Below are 15,581 nucleotides of genomic sequence, written 5' to 3' on the forward strand. Positions count from 1 at the left end.
CCCCCCCCCCCGAAAGTCACCCCCAGGGGGGAGTACGGCACCGCTTCAAAAGTTCGTGCTGATTGAAGGGTGCGGCGACCGCGGGAGTGCCGATCGGAGAACTCGATCACCTCGATCGCAAGGCTCCTCGGTGTCTGCACTGCACCTTCTGCAACCACATCCCCCGGCCCGACCCTTCCTCGCGGCCGGGCCGCCGGGGCTACCCGTCGCCCTGGTCATCGTCCACCGTGTCCGGGTCGCGCAGCGGGCGCAGGGCGCCCTCGGGCTGGGAGGGGGTGAAGGCGTACCGGCCGAGGACGTTCAGGTGGCCGGCCTTGAGCGGGGACAGGCGCGCAACGTCCTCGTCCAGGACGTCGTACTCGCGCTGATCGGCGGGCAGCGCCCGCAGCTGCTCGACCGCAGCGTCCAGGTAGCGGGTGTTCCACAGCACCACCGCGTTGAGCACCAGTCCCAGGCTGGCCAACTGGTCCTCCTGGCCGTCCCGGTACGCCTGCTGGATGTGGCCGCGCTTGCCGTGGCAGATCGCCCGGGCCAGGGTGTGGCGGGACTCCTGCACGGTGAGCTGGCGGTTCATCCGGCGCCGGTAGGTGTCGTCCACCGGGTCGACCAGGTCGAAGAGGTGGAAGGTCTTCTCGATGCGGCCGTACTCGGCGAACGCTTGCCCCAGCGGGGTGGGGTGGCCCTCGCGGCCGAACATCCGCAGCAGGTCGTACGCGCGGACCTGGTTGGTGATCAGCGACCCGGCCACTCGCAGCATGTCGGGCCACTGCTCGCGGATCTTCTTGAGGTTGACCCTGTTGCGGGCGATCGCCTCCAGCGGCCCATAGCCGCCCACCGGTTGCTCGCCGGGGATCTCGGCGCGCCAGAACCGCTGGTCGGCCAGGTCGCGAAAGCGCGGCGCGAAGCGGAAGCCGAGCATCTTGAAGATCCCGAAGACCATGTCGGAGTACGAGGCGTTGTCGGTCGCCACCATCTCCGGCCGCACCCCGCCGTCCAGGTTCAGCAGGGTGTCCAGGATGAACAGGGAGTCGTGCGGGGTGCCGGGCACCAGCATCGCGCCGATCCCCGACACCTGGTCATTTACTGGCGCAGAGCATTTATTCCTGACGCGCCGTATTCCCGGCCTCGCCCGCGGTTCGAGCGCGTCGTCGAGGTCCGGGCCAGGGATAGCCGAGCTGATCGGCGAACTCCTTCGAACCCCCACAGACCTCGGCGACCTCGCGGGGGTCTCCGGCCGTGAGACGAGCCTCAAGGGTGTCGACCTGGTCGGCCGGGTCGTCCGCGGAGATCGGAATGGTCATCCTGAACTGAAGCCAAGGACGGTCTTCCCTGATCGCCGCGCGGCCGGGGTGGAACAGGAAGACGGTGAGCTGGTCAGGGTCCCAGTGCCAGGCGGAGACAGCTCCCAGCTCGCATTCCCAGGCCTCCAGCCAGTCGGTGTGCTCCCGAAGCCGCTCCTCCAGCAACCTGGCGACTGTTCGGGCCGGCCACTCCCAGCTGTGATCCGCCGCGGCCCGGTCGACCTCCGCTTCGTACTGGTCGACGTCGAACCTGAGCTCCGGGAGACCGACCTCCTCCGCAAGCGGGTTGCGCCAGCCGCTCCAGACCACGTGCTGCCCATCGCGCCTGATCGTCACATAGACAGCGCCGCAGCAGGCCTCGGCGCATCCAGCCACAGCGACCCGCACCTCGCGAGGAGTGTCGGTCGCATGCAGCAGCGACTTCGGACCCAGCAGATACTGCGGATCCTCCCCTGGGCCCTCCTCGAACACCTCGGCCAGGATGTCTCGTCCGTCGACGATCGGTCGGCATTCCACTGCAGCCCCCCGGGTCCCGAGCGGTGGCACGACGACACGAAGGGACAGCAGATGCAGTTCTGTAGTCACTGCCTGATGGTCTCGAAGTCAACGGAAGTTGTCAGTCGCGTTTCCGCTTGGGAGGAGCAGGCTCCTCTGTCGTGGGCGTCCCTGCCTGGATTCGTCCGATGTCACGGGCGCGGGCGGCGAGGTAGTCGGCCCACGAGGTCTTGGCGAACCCGGCCCAGCGGACGGCGGTGTTGGGGTGGAGTCCGAGGATGCTCGCAAGCACCGGAGCGGGCAGGTCGCCGGAGAGGGCGACCAGGGCAGCGTTCCGGGCCGGGCTGGTGTCGATGCCGTGGGCCAGGAGTTTCGAGCTGAGCCCGGTCTGCGAGGTCGGGCGGCCGGGAACGAGACCAGGGAAGAGCCAGGGCTCGCCGCGGGTGGTGCGGGTGAGCGCGGACCGAGTGTGAGGGGCGTCGGCCAGCTGGTGCAGGAGCTTGGCGAGCCGGGGCGGCAGCAGGATCGGGTGCCGGTCGACGGTGAGGTAGCTGTTGCCGTCGCGGCGGGTGAGCTGGGTCGCGGTCAGGTGCCGGACGTGGGAGGCGTGCAGGCCGAAGAGCAGGATCAGTGCTCCGGCGGCCCTGGTGTCCAGCGCCATGGGCGAGTCGGTCAGGCAGCGTTTCAGCAGCTGCCAGCGGCCTTCCTCGTCCATCAGCTGGCTGGGCTGCTGACGTGGGATGGAAGGGACCTTGAGCTCGCCGGTGAGGCCCCGGCCGGTGGTCCAGGACAGGAAGTAGCGGATCGCGTAGGTGCGGGTGTTGCCGGCGTCCAGCCAGCGGTCGAGGTCCTCCTGTTCGAGTCCGCCCAGTTCGATGCGGTGTTCGTCCAGCCAGGCGAGGAACTCCAGGGCCACCAGGACGCGGGTGCGGAGGAAGGAGCCGGGCTCGGCCGGGCGGCGGCGGTGGGCGGCGCGTCGTCGGGCCCGTCGCAGCAGGTGCCAGTGCGCGAAGGAGCGGACCAGGTGGACGTGCCCAGTCGGGCGGTCGGCGAGGACCGTGTCCAGCCAGGCGGGGATGCGGTCGAGCTCCTCGTCCCGCTCCGGGAGGGTGCCGAGGTGGACGAGGGTGTGGCGGACGTAGTGCAGGTGGCGGGTGAGCGGGAGCTGGTCGAGCCGCTGATGGGTGATCGGTTCGCCGGTGGCGGCCAGGCTGGCGAACAGGGCCGCGTTCGGGCTTCGCCGCAGCCAGAGGAGGATGCCGCGGGGGCGGTCGGCCTGGGCGAGTGCCTCCCGTAACGGCTGTAGCTCCCGCGGAATGTGCCCGTCGGACCCGGCCAGCAGGTGCTGGAGTCGGTCACCGAGCACGCAGCGCGCGCACTTGGCGTCGGCGTAGGTTCGGCCGCCGAGCCCGCAGGCTCGGCAGGTGTAGTCGAAGGCGGTGCCCGCGCAGGCTCCGCAGATCTCGGCGCCGTCCTCGGTGACCCCGATCAGCGGCTGGTGGCGCCCGCATCCCGAACAGATCGCGGGCGTGTCCAGCACGACGGTGTAGCAGGTCGAGCAGACCGGGCCGATCGGCCACCAGGTGTGAACACGGCGGGTCCGCCCGCAGCGGCAGCACTCCTTGGGCGGCAGTCCCGGGCGGCAGGTCCGGCAGAGCCAGGCGCCGTCCGTGCCGCGTTGGCATGGGCGTTCCTCCCCGCAGGTCGAGCACGGCCTGCTTGGCCCGTCGCAGCAGTCTTCGCAGGTGTCCGGGCGGGCCCCGGTCGCTCGGCGGGCGATGCGTCCGAGCCGTCCGCAGCGACCGCATTCCCGAACCGGCCTGCGGAACCGGTGGTGGCAGCGGGAGCACAACGGACCGCCCGGGCCGTTGGACTTGGCCGGTCCGACCGTGCCGCAGTTCGAGCACGCGTGCAGAGGGCCTTGCCAGCAGTTCACGCAGAGGGGTGAGTTGTCCGGGCGGCGGGTGACGGGCATGCGGGTCTGCCCGCAGCCGGCGCATTCCTCGACGACGTCGGGGTCGACGCGGTAGCAGGAGTAGCAGATGCGGCCCTCGGCCCGGCGGGCGGCGAGTCGGGTTCCGGTGCGGCCGCAGCGGTCGCAGGCGCCCTTGCTGTTGCGGGCCGCGCAGGTGTTGCAGAGGCGCCCGGCGGGGCCCAAGCGGGGCAGGTCGAGGCCGGTTCGCCCGCAGTTGGTGCAGGCCAGCGGGACCGCGGCGTGTCCGGCGGCGTGTAGGGCAAGGGCGAGGCGAACGATCCCTGGTGGGCAGTGGGAGTCGCCGGAGACCAGCGCCTGCGGGTGGGCGGCCAGGTGCTGGTCGAGGTCGCGGAGCGGGCCGCCTTGGGCGGCCCCTGCGGCGGTCACGGCCTCAAGGGCTGCCGCGTGGTCGAGGCCGGGCAGCGTGGCGGTCAGGGCCGTGACCACGCGGTCGAGGGTCCTCTGGCGCTGTTCGGCTCGCTGGCGGTCGCGGGTGCGGCTCACAGTCCCTCGGGGCGCCGAATCGTAGTCCGTCGTGCGGTCGGCAGTGACCGGACCGGCGCCTGGTCCGCGGTCTTGCGGATCTCCTCGTTGACGACCTGGACCTCGATGAGGTCGCCGGGCTGGCAGCCGAGGATGTCGCAGAGTGCCGCGAGGGTGTCCATCGACAGCCGCTGCGGGGGCTGGGTGACCAGCCGGAAGACCTGTTCCCGGGAGAGGGTGATGCCTCGCTCGGCGAGCGGGCCGACCAGGTCGGTGGTCTGGAACATCTGGCGGGTGGCCATGATCTGGCGCAGATGCCAGTGGTATCCCATCTTCTTGATCACGTCTCGTCGTCCTCCCAGAGTTCGGCGCGCCGTTCCTTCAACATCCGTTGGAGCAACCGGTTGCGGTACTCGTCGGAGACGCCGGTGTAGATCGCGGTGGTGCTGGCGTAGGCGTGGCCGACCTGATCCTGCATTATCTTGGGTTCGCTTGTTCGGCGGGCTGTTGAACTGGGTGTTTGCGTCGCGGTGGTTGTCCGTGACGTAGCGGATGCGGGCACTGGGAGTCCTTTCAGCACGGGCCGATCGTTATTGACCTGGGATGTCCGCGTACTCGTTGAGGTGCTCAGCCAAGTACGGATGAACGTGCTCAGCTCGGACCTGTCGGCCGACCGTATTGCCGGGCCTGATGCGAGGGCGGGCGCCGTTCTGTCGGTCCATGGCGGCAGGATGCTTCCAGCACCAATGGGACACGGCAGATGGGGGCGGTCATGCCAGCAACGGCGCTGGACAAGTTGAGAGATCGGCTTGGCAAGCCGGAGTGGTGGGGCCAGGCGCGGCCGGAGTTGTGGCAAGCGTCGGAGGCCTACCTGGGCCTGGCCCTGCCGACCGATTACAAGGCGTTTCTGGACCTCTTCGGGCCCGGCGCGGTAGACGGATACGTGTGGTTGGACCGGCCGATGGACGGCAGCCACAAGGAGGCGGAGCGGCTCTGGCACCAGGGGTGGCAGGGAATGAATGACCCCGAACTGTACCCATGGCCGTTCCATCCCGAGGAGGGCGGTCTGATCAACTGGGGGCACGACGAGCAGGGCAACACGTACTACTTCCTCGCCGTGGAACCGGACCCGGACGACTGGCGCATCATCGTCTGGAGCGAGATCGGAGAGTGGTTCGAGACCGCCGGCACCTTCACCGAGTTCCTGCTGCGGTGCTTCGAGCGGGTGGACCGCCCGCCGTTCATCGACCGCGGCTGGCCCGGGAAGGACGCCCGGTATCACCGGAGTACGGCGGGCAACCAGCCCAGCGGAGCAGAGGCGCGCTGACGAGCGGCGCCAGCGCGCGCCAGAGAGCCAACCAGCGGCGCCTGCGCCGTCCCCAGGCAGGCCCCCAGAACCGAGCACGTTCACTGGGTCTGTCGCAGATCGTGTGATCGGGCCCGCGCTTGTGGTTGCTTCTGTCCGCCGGCATCGGTCAGCTACGGTCCTCTCATGCCGCTTACTTCCGATGACGAGATCCGCAGCCGTGAAGAACTGGTCGCGTTCATTCGCGACCTGCACCAGGACTACCTCCGCCAAGGGCAGGACTGGGAGAACTCCACCCTCGACCGCTTCCTCGAAGCCCTGGCTGCCTGGACCGAGTCTTCCGACGGCTGGTACCGGAACTTCGGCAAGGATCTTCCGGCCAATGGGGACTGGACCTTCATCGCGCGGGCCCTCAGCGCGGCCACCGTCTACGAGTAGCGGAGTGAGCGGCCGCACCCACCACCACACGATCTGCGACAGACCCCGTTCACTCGTACCTGGCTGGGCATATTCATGTGCACGCCGATATGGGATCGCTCGCGCCTGCCCGGGGCGGGCTGGTGCGAGTTGTCGCGGCGCGTTGTTCGCCGAGTGCGCGGGCGAGTTGCTCGCGAAGTTGCTGGTTCTCCTCGGTGAGACGCCGGATGCGGGCGTTGGCGGCTTCGAGGCGTCGCCGCAAGGAAGCGTCGGAGGTGCGCTGACGTGCAGGGACCGGGGAACTGGGGTCGCGGCGGTGTACTGCCCGAAGGCGCTCGATCTCCTCTCGCAGGTCCGACTGGGCATAGAGCCAGGACCGGGACACTGCGGCCCGCTTCGCGACGGTCTCGAAGGTCACCGGCTCGCCCGCTAGGTCGAGGGAGCGGAGGGCCTGGACGGCCTTGGCGCGGGTGTACTCGCTGCGGCGACGGGCGGCGTCGACGATGTGCTGGCTGTTGTCAGCTCGCATCGGCGCTCCCCTCGGGCCGTCCGAGGTCGTCTTCCAAGCTGGTGATGATCTTCTCCAGGTTGCCGAGGACCTGGCGGTTCATCTCGACTACGCGAGCTTGGCCGCGGGCCTCGGCGGCGGAGACGATCTGCAGCAACCCTGCTGCTTCTGCTCGCGGTGCTGCGGCAGGAACTCGGGAGTCGTGACGAACATCGGGCACGTCAGGCACGCGTTGGCATGCGGACAGGTCCGTTGCACCGGCAGGCCGCAGTAGCCGTTGGGCAGGGACTGGGTCACGCGCCCGAGCCGCTGTTTGGCCCAGGTGGCCTCGGCCAGAGGGCCGGCGGGATCGACGGTGACGCTCTCGCCCTTGATGTTGACCTTGCGGGCCTTCTCCCAGTGCCGGCGGACCGTGGAGTCGTGCAGCCGGGCATAGTGGGCGGTCATCTCGCCGGAAGAGTGATCGAGAAGGACGCGTACGACTTCCTGCGGGACGTCCCGGTTGATCAGCCTGGTTCCAAGAGTGTGGCGCCATTGATGGGGCGTCAGATGGACCGGTCGGCCGTGTTCGTCCTGGACGTCGCATCGCTCAAGCCAGCGGTCGAGCTGTCCGCGGTAGGAGTGCGTGGTCAGTGGCCGAGTGCCGTCGGGGTTCATCCGGGGCGCCGGGAACAGCCACTGGCGGCCGCCGGGCCAGCGCTCAAGGACGCGCTGCTGCTGGGCGGCGATCTCGCCCTCGACCTCCTCGTCGATGGGGACCAAGGCTTCGCGTTTCATCTTCCGGTTGAGGTAGCGCAGGTAGGCGGCGCCGTCGGTGTCCCGGATGATGCAGTCGAAGGCCAGGTGGCAGGCGTCGCCGACACGCAGCCCGCAGCGCATGAGGATCAAGGTCAGGACCCGGCCGTCGGGGGTGTGCCAGCGGTCGAGGTTGGCGCTCTGTTCGACCTGGGCCATCACGTGCTCGGCCAGAGCCCGGGGGAGCCGCTTGTCGGGGCGGGGGAAGTCGTCGGGGTAGAAGGTCGCGTTCGCCGGGAGGCTCTGGTCCCAGCCGTGGCGGCGCACGGCGTGGAAGAAGGCGTTCAGCGAGCTGATGTCCCGGCTGCGGGAATGTGTTGAGCGCGGGTCGAGGGCCAGGTCGGCGAGGTAGCGTTCCAGCACGGCCCGGTCCACGCGGGCCGGCTCGTCGGCGGCGACGCGGGGGTCGGCCAGGAAGCCGGAGAACCGGTTGAGGGCCAGGATGTCGATGACGGCCTGGTTGACGCTGCGGCCGACGCTCAGCCGCCACCTCACGAACCGTTTGGCCAGCTCGCGTAGCCACGTCTGGAGGATGCGGTCGAACCGCAGCCGGGCCCGGGTGCCCTCGATGCCGAGTCGGCGCAGTTCCCACACGTCGCGCGGGAACTCGCTCTCCCAGCCGCTGCCGTGGGCGAGGTCCTCCAGGTGCGCGTACGCGTAGCGCAGGAAGGCCAGCTGCCCGTTCTGGCTGTGGCTGGAGCCGCGGCCGGTGGCGTAGTACTCGCTCCACCGCTCCATCGGCCACTCCAGCAACGACGCGGTGCCGCTGGCGGCGACCAGCCGGATCACCGGGGCGACGGCCGAGCTGTGGGTGTTGACCTGCCGCTCGTCGTGACGGCGCTGGAGGGCGTATTGCAGCTCCAGCCGCAGCTGCCGTTTCCCACCAAGCGGCCGGAAGTCGAACCGGTCGTCCCCGGCGGCCTCGCAGCGGCGCACGAACTCCTCGGTCTCGGGCCTGCCGACGGCCTGCCACCGGGAGGTGTGGTTGTGGCAGAACGCTGACTTCCCCTGGGCCCACAGGGTGCAGAACGACAGCCGGCAGTCCCGCTGGCCGCTGTCCTCGACAGGCGGCAGGCCGGCCACCCACGTTCTCTTGTCGGGCTGGCCCGCTCGCTCCCAGAAGCCGTGGTGGCGCACGCACAGGCCCTGCCGGGCCGCGCCGAAGCGGCATCCGGTGACGGCGCACGCCGTCAGTTCCGACCGCCCGATCGGATCGGGCCCGGGATCGGCGATGAAGGCTTCGACGTCCGGTTTCCCTCGCCGCTGCCAGCGGTAGTAGTGGCCCCGGCAGAGCTGGCGGGTGCGGGGCTGGCGCGGGCATCCAGGAACCCGGCACGAGCCCAGCTCGAAGATCAGTTCACCGGGCGCGGGGATGAATACGTCCACGCGGAACTCCGGCCGGACGGCGGCCATCAGCTTGCCGAGCAGGCCGGCGCCGGGGGCCGGAGCGGCAGACATCGCGTTCACCAGCGCACCTCCCGGCCGGTCAGGAATCCCGCGGCCTCCAGGGCTCGACGGGCGTCCTCCACGGACAAGTGACCGTAAATGTCGTGCGTGGTGGCGATCGAGGAATGTCCGAGCAACGTGCTGACCACTTCGATCGGCACTCCCTGCCGCAGAAGCAGGGTGGCCCGGGTGTGCCGGAACCAGTGGGGATCGAAGTCGAACCCGACCTCGCGCCGCAGCCGCAGCACCAGGTCGTAGACGGAGGCGTAGGTCAGCGGATGACCGTAGGAGCCGCCCCACAGGTTGACGAACATGTAGTCGCTGTCCAGGTCGCCGTACTCACCGTGCAGGTAGTCGGCGTAGAGACGCACGATCTCGGGACCGACAGGAACGGTGCGGGGAGAGGCGGACTTGGCCCGTGCCCGGTTGTCGTTGACGCGCGGCGTCACTGTCAACTCGCCTTCTGCCACGGCCAGATCCTCGTGCCGCAGGCCCAGGGCTTCGCCGATGCGGATTCCCGTCTCCCACAGGAGCGCGAACAGGAACCGGTCCCGCAGCCGGGTGCAGGCGTCCAGGATCGCCTGGGCCTGGGTGGCGGTCAGGAGCGTCGGATGCGTGCGAGGCGTCTTCAGCTTGATCGTGCGGCGACGCTCGGGCTGGCCGCCGGCCAGGTGGTATAGGAACGGCTTCCAGCCCGTGCGCCGGGCGCGAACCGGCTGCAGCTCGGTGGCGAGATCGCCGAGATCCACACCGTGGCGTGCGTGGAAGACGTACAGGCCGCTGACCGCGGACAGCTTCCGGTTGACCGTGGTCACCCCGCAGTGATGCTCCGCTGAGGGCAGCAATGTGACACCGCCGTCGCGGCCCGTGGGAGGCAGCCGGAGCCAGGCGACGAACTCGCCCAGGTCCTCCAGCCGGACCTCGCGCCAGTCCAGGCCGCGTCGGCGGAGGAAGACGAACCAGTCCTTCAGATCGTGGGCGTATGCCTTGATCGTGTTCGGTGACCGCTCGACCGCCGTCAGGTAGGCGAGGTACCGCTCGATCGGCTCGACTATGCCGCCCTCATCGCCGAGGACCGTCCACGACTCAAGCGGCGAGTCGGGCAGCAGCACCCGTTGCACCAGCATCAAACCTCCCGGGGAACTGCGTGGTGGACGGCGGTAGATAATCACCTCCGCCACACAGATCTCCGCCCGCCCCGGGCTCGTGCTGCACGTCATGGACACACCGCTGAGGACTCAAGAGAACCTGGACGAACCGCTCGGGATAGCCGAACTCCACGAGATGGGTCACGTAGCTGTGCCTTGTGTCCGCAGAGGCCGTGTGCGGATCAGTCCGTGTCGGTTTTGAGCTGGCGGGATGCGGAGGTGACGTTCGCGACGCTCGCTCCGGGCTGTGTTTCATTGCAGACGTATTGATGTGAGGCAGGCCACACTTCTGGGTGACGTCCCTGGACCGTGCCGGTCATGCCTCCTCGATGTGCTCGACGAATCGCTGATGATCCTTCAGCTCGATGGCCCGGGAAGCGCTCGTGAGTACGATCTCCTTCGCTGCCCCGAGGGACTCCGGCCTTGCGCCAAGCAGTTCGCGGGTGACAACGATGGAGTCCATGACGCTGGTCTCCTGATCGCGCAGAAAGCGTTGGACGGCCTCCATTTCTTCCTCCTGGTCGAGCAGAGGGCGGCTCTGTTCGACCAGAGAGGCGAGGTGGGCGGATCGTTCAGGGCTGAGGCCGTGAATATCGCCGAACATGCGATCTCTCCAAGGTGCGGTGGCTCAGTCTGGTGGTCCGGGTGTCTTCCGGTATCCCGGTCTGCGGGGAGCCCGCCGAGTTGTCCGTGTCAGCTCGCCCCGGCCTCCTCGTCCTTGGCTTCAAGTAGACGGTTGAGGCGTCGGATCTCGGCGATCAGCAGCGGGACGACGTGTCGGGCGCTGGCGATGAAATGGGCGTTCTCGTCCCAGCGTTCGTCCGCGACGTCGGCATAGCGCGGCTGCTGGACGAGGGTGGTGGCCACGATCTGGTGGTGGTCAAAGGCCGGCCAGCGCTCACCGAGCCCGGTGTCGGGAACGGTGCTGATCGCGACGAGGCTCATGGCGAAGTCGTCATCGAGCTGGCGGACGTACCAGGGTCCGGGTGTTGCGGCCTGGGCGATCTCCTCGATCTCGGCAAGTTCCTCGGCGGTCAGCGGTTCGGGTGCGTTCATCGGGATATCAGTTCCTCGCGCTCGCCGTTCCTGGCCATTCTGACGATCATCGCATTCACTGCTGGACGGAGGCCAGGTTGATTGGCTAACTGCAGGTTCCGAGCGTTGTGGTTCGGGCTGTCGGAAGGCGAGTCACTCCAGTGATTGCCGCCTCTGACCTGCGGAGATAAAGGATCTCTTCGTACTGAGCGGCGAGCCGGGCCAGGGCCTGGGCGCGGAAGTCGCTCAGCTCTCCATTCACGCCCTCGGCGCGGGCCAGTCGTTCTTTCAGAGTGGCGATCTCGGCTTTGAGTCGCTCGATCTGGGCTTCGCGTGGATCGGGGATTTGCCCCGCTTCCTGCAGAATCTGGAGGCGGCGTTCGAACTCGGTGCGGAGGTGGGCATAGGGGCGGGTGCCGTAGAAGGCGGTGCGGTCGACGGCGGCCTCGTGGGCCAGGGTTTTGATGTCGCACTTGCCGCCGGGCGGGATCTCTCCGCGTAGGAGCCTGTCCATGGCGGCTCGGATGCGGTTCTCGTTCTCGGTGCGCTGGGCTGCGGTGATCCTCACGCGGATTCCTCATCAGGCTGGTGGTGGGTTGCCGCGTCGATCTCGGCGACGACTCGAAGGGCCCGGTCGTAGTCGTTCTGTAGGCGGGAGCGTTCGGTCTTGCGGGTCTTGCCCAGGTCACCGAGGAACGTCTTCGTCCGTTCGGCGTGTTCGGCCCAGACAGGCCGGTGGCAGGGGTGGTGGGTGGCCTGCGGGCACCGGGCGGAGTCACACATCCCGACCAGTGGCCGGTCCGCGGTGGGGGTGCCGGCGAGCTTGAGGCAGAGCGCGCGCGAGGGGTCGGTGAACCAGCAGAAGCTCGCCGGGCCGATGTGCAGGGTCTTGGCGCGCTTGGTCAGCAGGTTCAGCACGTCTCGGTCACTGCGCTGGGTCTTGGGCGCCGGTGCTGCGGCCGGTTCGAGCTTCTCGTCGATGCTGGCGAAGAACTCGGTGAGGCTGCGGGCGCCGGGGCCGGCGGGCAGGATGCCCTGCTGGTAGTTGCGGAACTCGGCCAGGACCAGGTCCAGGTTGCGGTCGCTCTCGTACTTGTTGACCTCGGCCAGGAGTTCGGCCTGGGCCCCGCCGGGGCGCGATAACGGTGGAGTCGGGTATTGGAACTGTCCGAATGCCCCCTCGGAGGCGAGGCGGGGACGGGTCATAGAGGCGCGAGGATCATGAGGACCTCGTCGCGGTCGTCGCCTGGGGCGAACCGCAGGGCGCCGGGCCACCGCCCGATCTCCGTCCAGCCGAGACGTCCGTAGAAGTCTTCGAGCCCGACACCACCTCGTGCGGCAAGGTGGAGCTGTTCGAGGTTCATCTCGTCCCGGGCTACTTCACGGGCTCGGTTCATCAGGGCGGTGCCGATGGAGCGGCCACGGAAGCCTGTGTGGCTCTGGACGTGGTTGACGGTGCCCCAGTGCGCGACGAGCGGGTTGAGGTCGCGGCGGAGGTTCAGCCAGCCGGCGAGGACGCCGTCGACGACGGCGAGCAGGAGCCGGCTGCGTTGAGGATCGAGGTCAGCGATGAGCCGGTCGGCGACGGGAGCGACCTGATCTATGTCGACGGGCGCGAAGGGGAACCCGGCGGCCCCGCCGGCGTTGGTGACCGTGATCCAGCAGTCGATCAGTTCGCGTCTCAGTTCGACTGTGATCTCGTGCGGGTGGACGATCTGACGGAAGGCAGGCGTGTTGGTGCTGGTCATGATGGGGAGTCTCGCATTCGGGTCGGTCACGGCTGGGCTTTCGGGTGGTGCTGGTCGTGGGTTCGCTGGGCGACGTCTGCGGCGTAGGCGGCCCAGTCTCCGGCGGATGCCTTCTGCCACTGGACGGCGACTTGGATGTGGATGCCGAGCATCCGGGCGAGGATGGCGGCGGGGAGTTCGGCGGCGAGGGTGAAGAGCGCGGTGGAGCGGTCCTGTTGGGGTCGAATTCCGATCTTGTGCAGCCTCATACCGATCTGGCTGTCGCTGAGCGGACGCCCCGGCTGTCCTCCGGGGAAGAGCCAGGGGACGTCGTCCGGAGTGCCGATCTTGGCCTTTCCACGACGGGTCGCGACGAGCTCGCGGACCAAGGCGGCCAGCGGACTCGGGAGGGTGACGGGCGAGGTTCCGAAGGCGATTACGACGGTGTCGCCGGTGATGACGACGTCGTCGACGGTGAGGCGGCTGATCGTGGAGATCTTCTGCGCGTAGAGGATCAGCAGCAGTCCAGCAACGCGATCCGCGGTGGGCAGTGTGTCGTCGTTGAGGAGGCGCCGCGCGTCGGCCCAGCGCTTCTCGCTGTCGATGGTGCCCTGCGGGCCGGTCCAGCGGAGCGCCGCAGGTGAGACCGTGGGCATGACGGTGCTGTACGGACCAGCGGACGAAGTGGCCGGTCTCGTCGCGGTAGCTGAAGGCGGGATCGGTCATCCAGCGTTCCAGGTCACCCTGGGTGCAGGCGCCCAGGGTGAGTCCTTCGCCGGCGAGCCAGGTGAGGAAGTTGTCGGCCGCGGTGACGTGGCAGCGCACGTTGAGATCCTGAAGCTGGGTGGCGTGGTCCTCGCCAAGGCGGCGGCGGAGGCGACGCAGGTGGTGCCAGACCGCGTAGCCGTGCAGAATCCGGCGTTCGGCGAGGTCCGTGCGGGCTTGGACCGTTGTGGTGATCCATTTCTCCAAGGAGACGAGCCGTTCGTCGCGTGCCAGCAGGGCGCCGGTCGCGACGAGGACACTGCGCAAGTGAGCCAGCACCTTGCCCGACGGAAGTTGGTCGAGAACGTCGTGGGTGACGGGACGCTCGTCGCGGCCTATACGTTCCAGCAGGTCCCGGACCTTGGAGCGAGTGATCCAGGCCAGGGCGACGTCCGGGCGCTCGGCGCTCGTCAATGCCCCGTGGAATGGCGCGAGTTCTGGCCTGATGCCCCCGGCGGTGTCGCCGAGGAGGTCGCGGACCTTCTGGGCGAGGACGCATCACTGGCAGGGGCGGGGGCTGAGCTGCCAGGTGGTCGCGCAGGCGGGGCAGCGGCCCCAGAAGTCCGGGTCGGGGTTGGTGCACTTCGCGCACAGCGGTTCGTCCCAGGTCCCGCCGCGGGCCTGGGCGACAGTGCCGCAGCCGCTGCAGGTCACCCATCGTTGCTGGCAGCGTTCGCACCAGGGCTGCCCGGTGGCCCGGGAGACCTCGCAGGGTGCGGAGCGTCCGCAGATCCCGCACTCCCTGGTCTCCTTCGGCCTGCAGTTGCTGCAGCGGACTCCGTCGGCGAGCCGGACCGCGACCGGCTGACGGCGGCCGCAGCCGACGCAGACTTCCAGATTGATCGGATCCCGGATCAGGCAGTTGGGACACAGCGGCTGCCCGGCGGCATCCCGGGTGGCGGGTTCGCGCACGGCACCGCAACGTGAGCAGGGGACGGCTGCGTGTCTGGCGAAGCAGGCCCGGCAGATCCTCTTGCCGTCCAGAAGCTTCGACAGCGCCTTCACCCCGTGGCAGCGCGGACAGGCCGGCTTGACGACCTTCATGGCGCCCGCGGCGACGAGTTCCCCGATGAACCGCAGCACGGCCGGGGTCGGGGCCTCGTGCCCGGCACCGGTCAGCAGCTCGGGGCGGGCGATCACGGCCCAGGCCAGGCGGCGCTGCCCGGCGGGCCGGGCAGTCGCCCTCGCGAGCGCGGTCCGGACGGCGTCCGCATCGAGCGCGGGGTCGAGACCGGTGATGAGGGTGGTGAGTTCCTTGAGCGTATCACCGTCGGTGTCAGGGCACTTCGCGCATCGGGGCTGGCCGTAGCGGTCGCGGCTGACGACCCGCCGCTGCTGGTGGCAGCCCGCGCAGACGGCGGGTTTGTCGAAGCAGGGTGAGCATCCCCAGCGGCCGCCGGTGCGGCTGCCGACGTAGGGTCGTGGACGTCCGCACTCACCACAACGGGGAAGGGCGGTGTCCCGGGCGCCGGCCTCGTGCAGGGCCATCAGCAGTTTGGCGACGCGGAACGGTGCCGGCGGCTTGCCGGTCCGCAGCAGGGACGGGTCGTCGTGCAGGGCCTGGGCGAGGTTGCGGCGGCCGGCCCGCGTGCGTACGAGCGTGCAGACGACGCTGCGGATGCGGTCGGGTTCCAGGTGCTTCTCGACGTTGCTGACCAGCCGCACGATCAGACCGACCGGATCGGCGAGCACCTCCTCGGCAGCGGCGATCACCGATCACTCCCGTGATTCGAGCGCGCTTTGGCCGCAGAACGCCGACGCCTTCGGACGTGGTGTTCCCGCCAGCGGCGGCCTTCTTCGGCTTCTTCACCGTCCCGACCGTGGTGATCGGCTCGATGAGGTCGTCCATCGTGCAGTCCAGAATGTCCAGCAGGGCCATGAGGATCTTCAGGCTGAGGCGTTCGGGCCGCTCGACGACGAGCCGGTAGACCTGGCTGGTGGACAGCGTGATGCCGCGTTCGGCCAGGGGCGGGATGATGTCGGTGGTGGAGAACATCCCGCGGTCCGCCATGACCTTGCGCAGGTGCCAGCGGTAGTCGAGCTTGGCGGCCACCATCGGGTCCTTCCTCGTCAGACGCCGGCAAAGGGTCTGTCCAGCGAACGGTGTAACTCGGTTGGGTTGAGTTAACGACGGCCAGCGGAGAGACGGCCGTCGAAGGCGATCTCGAAGGCGTTCAACG

The 15,581-nt window shown here is 69.0% G+C and carries 16 protein-coding genes and 2 pseudogenes; 2 read left to right on the forward strand and 16 right to left on the reverse strand.

What is annotated here, in order from left to right; all coding sequences use genetic code 11:
• Positions 1–199 precede the first annotated feature (199 nt).
• The 5 genes and pseudogenes from ACIRVF_RS42370 to ACIRVF_RS42390 form a co-directional block, all read right to left on the reverse strand.
• A pseudogene (locus ACIRVF_RS42370) lies at positions 200–1,084 on the reverse strand (Tn3 family transposase); the annotation flags it as partial.
• 13 nt (positions 1,085–1,097) lie between these two features.
• Entirely contained in the window at positions 1,098–1,886 is a 789-nt protein-coding gene (locus tag ACIRVF_RS42375; protein WP_402830424.1) for a hypothetical protein, read from the reverse strand.
• A 31-nt stretch (positions 1,887–1,917) separates the two neighbouring features.
• Entirely contained in the window at positions 1,918–4,218 is a 2,301-nt protein-coding gene (locus ACIRVF_RS42380; protein ID WP_402830427.1) for an XRE family transcriptional regulator, read from the reverse strand.
• A 53-nt stretch (positions 4,219–4,271) separates the two neighbouring features.
• Positions 4,272–4,598 carry a helix-turn-helix domain-containing protein gene (locus tag ACIRVF_RS42385; RefSeq protein ID WP_402830430.1) on the reverse strand — a complete coding sequence of 109 codons (327 nt, stop codon included), beginning with the start codon at positions 4,596–4,598 and terminating at the stop codon, positions 4,272–4,274.
• A complete protein-coding gene (locus tag ACIRVF_RS42390) occupies positions 4,595–4,732 on the reverse strand; it encodes a hypothetical protein (RefSeq protein ID WP_402830432.1) in 138 nt (45 codons plus the stop codon). The genes ACIRVF_RS42385 and ACIRVF_RS42390 overlap by 4 nt, the downstream gene beginning before the upstream one ends.
• A 294-nt stretch (positions 4,733–5,026) precedes the next feature.
• On the opposite strand from ACIRVF_RS42390, the gene ACIRVF_RS42395 reads away from it, so the two are divergent.
• Together ACIRVF_RS42395 and ACIRVF_RS42400 are read left to right on the forward strand one after the other, a co-directional pair.
• On the forward strand, positions 5,027–5,581 hold the full coding sequence (locus ACIRVF_RS42395; RefSeq protein WP_402830434.1) for an SMI1/KNR4 family protein: 555 nt from the start codon (positions 5,027–5,029) through the stop codon (positions 5,579–5,581).
• Between the two features lie 165 nt (positions 5,582–5,746).
• Positions 5,747–5,998 carry a hypothetical protein gene (locus ACIRVF_RS42400; protein ID WP_402830437.1) on the forward strand — a complete coding sequence of 84 codons (252 nt, stop codon included), beginning with the start codon at positions 5,747–5,749 and terminating at the stop codon, positions 5,996–5,998.
• Positions 5,999–6,071: 73 nt separating this feature from the next.
• Here the strand turns inward: ACIRVF_RS42400 and ACIRVF_RS42405 are convergent, their stop codons facing one another.
• From ACIRVF_RS42405 to ACIRVF_RS42455, 11 genes and pseudogenes are all read right to left on the reverse strand, one after another.
• Complete coding sequence (locus ACIRVF_RS42405; protein ID WP_402830440.1) at positions 6,072–6,506, reverse strand: DUF6262 family protein; 435 nt, start codon at positions 6,504–6,506, stop codon at positions 6,072–6,074.
• Positions 6,507–6,593: 87 nt separating this feature from the next.
• Entirely contained in the window at positions 6,594–8,738 is a 2,145-nt protein-coding gene (locus ACIRVF_RS42410) for a tyrosine-type recombinase/integrase (protein WP_402830458.1), read from the reverse strand.
• Between the two features lie 5 nt (positions 8,739–8,743).
• A complete protein-coding gene (locus ACIRVF_RS42415; protein WP_402830443.1) occupies positions 8,744–9,838 on the reverse strand; it encodes a tyrosine-type recombinase/integrase in 1,095 nt (364 codons plus the stop codon).
• 352 nt (positions 9,839–10,190) lie between these two features.
• Positions 10,191–10,478 (reverse strand): hypothetical protein, encoded by a 288-nt coding sequence (locus ACIRVF_RS42420; protein WP_402830445.1) that lies wholly within the window; start codon positions 10,476–10,478, stop codon positions 10,191–10,193.
• An 89-nt stretch (positions 10,479–10,567) separates the two neighbouring features.
• Positions 10,568–10,930, reverse strand: a complete 363-nt coding sequence (locus ACIRVF_RS42425) for a hypothetical protein (RefSeq protein WP_402830448.1) — start codon at positions 10,928–10,930, stop codon at positions 10,568–10,570.
• Between the two features lie 85 nt (positions 10,931–11,015).
• Complete coding sequence (locus tag ACIRVF_RS42430) at positions 11,016–11,477, reverse strand: hypothetical protein (RefSeq protein ID WP_402830450.1); 462 nt, start codon at positions 11,475–11,477, stop codon at positions 11,016–11,018.
• Positions 11,474–12,115, reverse strand: a complete 642-nt coding sequence (locus tag ACIRVF_RS42435) for a hypothetical protein (RefSeq protein WP_402830452.1) — start codon at positions 12,113–12,115, stop codon at positions 11,474–11,476. The genes ACIRVF_RS42430 and ACIRVF_RS42435 overlap by 4 nt, the downstream gene beginning before the upstream one ends.
• Entirely contained in the window at positions 12,112–12,657 is a 546-nt protein-coding gene (locus ACIRVF_RS42440) for a GNAT family N-acetyltransferase (RefSeq protein ID WP_402830461.1), read from the reverse strand. The genes ACIRVF_RS42435 and ACIRVF_RS42440 overlap by 4 nt, the downstream gene beginning before the upstream one ends.
• Positions 12,658–12,683: 26 nt before the next feature.
• On the reverse strand, positions 12,684–13,292 hold the full coding sequence (locus ACIRVF_RS42445) for a hypothetical protein (RefSeq protein WP_402830454.1): 609 nt from the start codon (positions 13,290–13,292) through the stop codon (positions 12,684–12,686).
• A gap of 607 nt (positions 13,293–13,899) precedes the next feature.
• Complete coding sequence (locus tag ACIRVF_RS42450) at positions 13,900–15,114, reverse strand: hypothetical protein (RefSeq protein WP_402830457.1); 1,215 nt, start codon at positions 15,112–15,114, stop codon at positions 13,900–13,902.
• Positions 15,115–15,222: 108 nt separating this feature from the next.
• Positions 15,223–15,457: pseudogene (locus tag ACIRVF_RS42455) on the reverse strand (helix-turn-helix domain-containing protein); the annotation flags it as partial.
• Positions 15,458–15,581: the final 124 nt, after the last annotated feature.

The organism is Kitasatospora sp. NPDC101157 (assembly GCF_044768255.1).
Taxonomy (GTDB): domain Bacteria; phylum Actinomycetota; class Actinomycetes; order Streptomycetales; family Streptomycetaceae; genus Kitasatospora.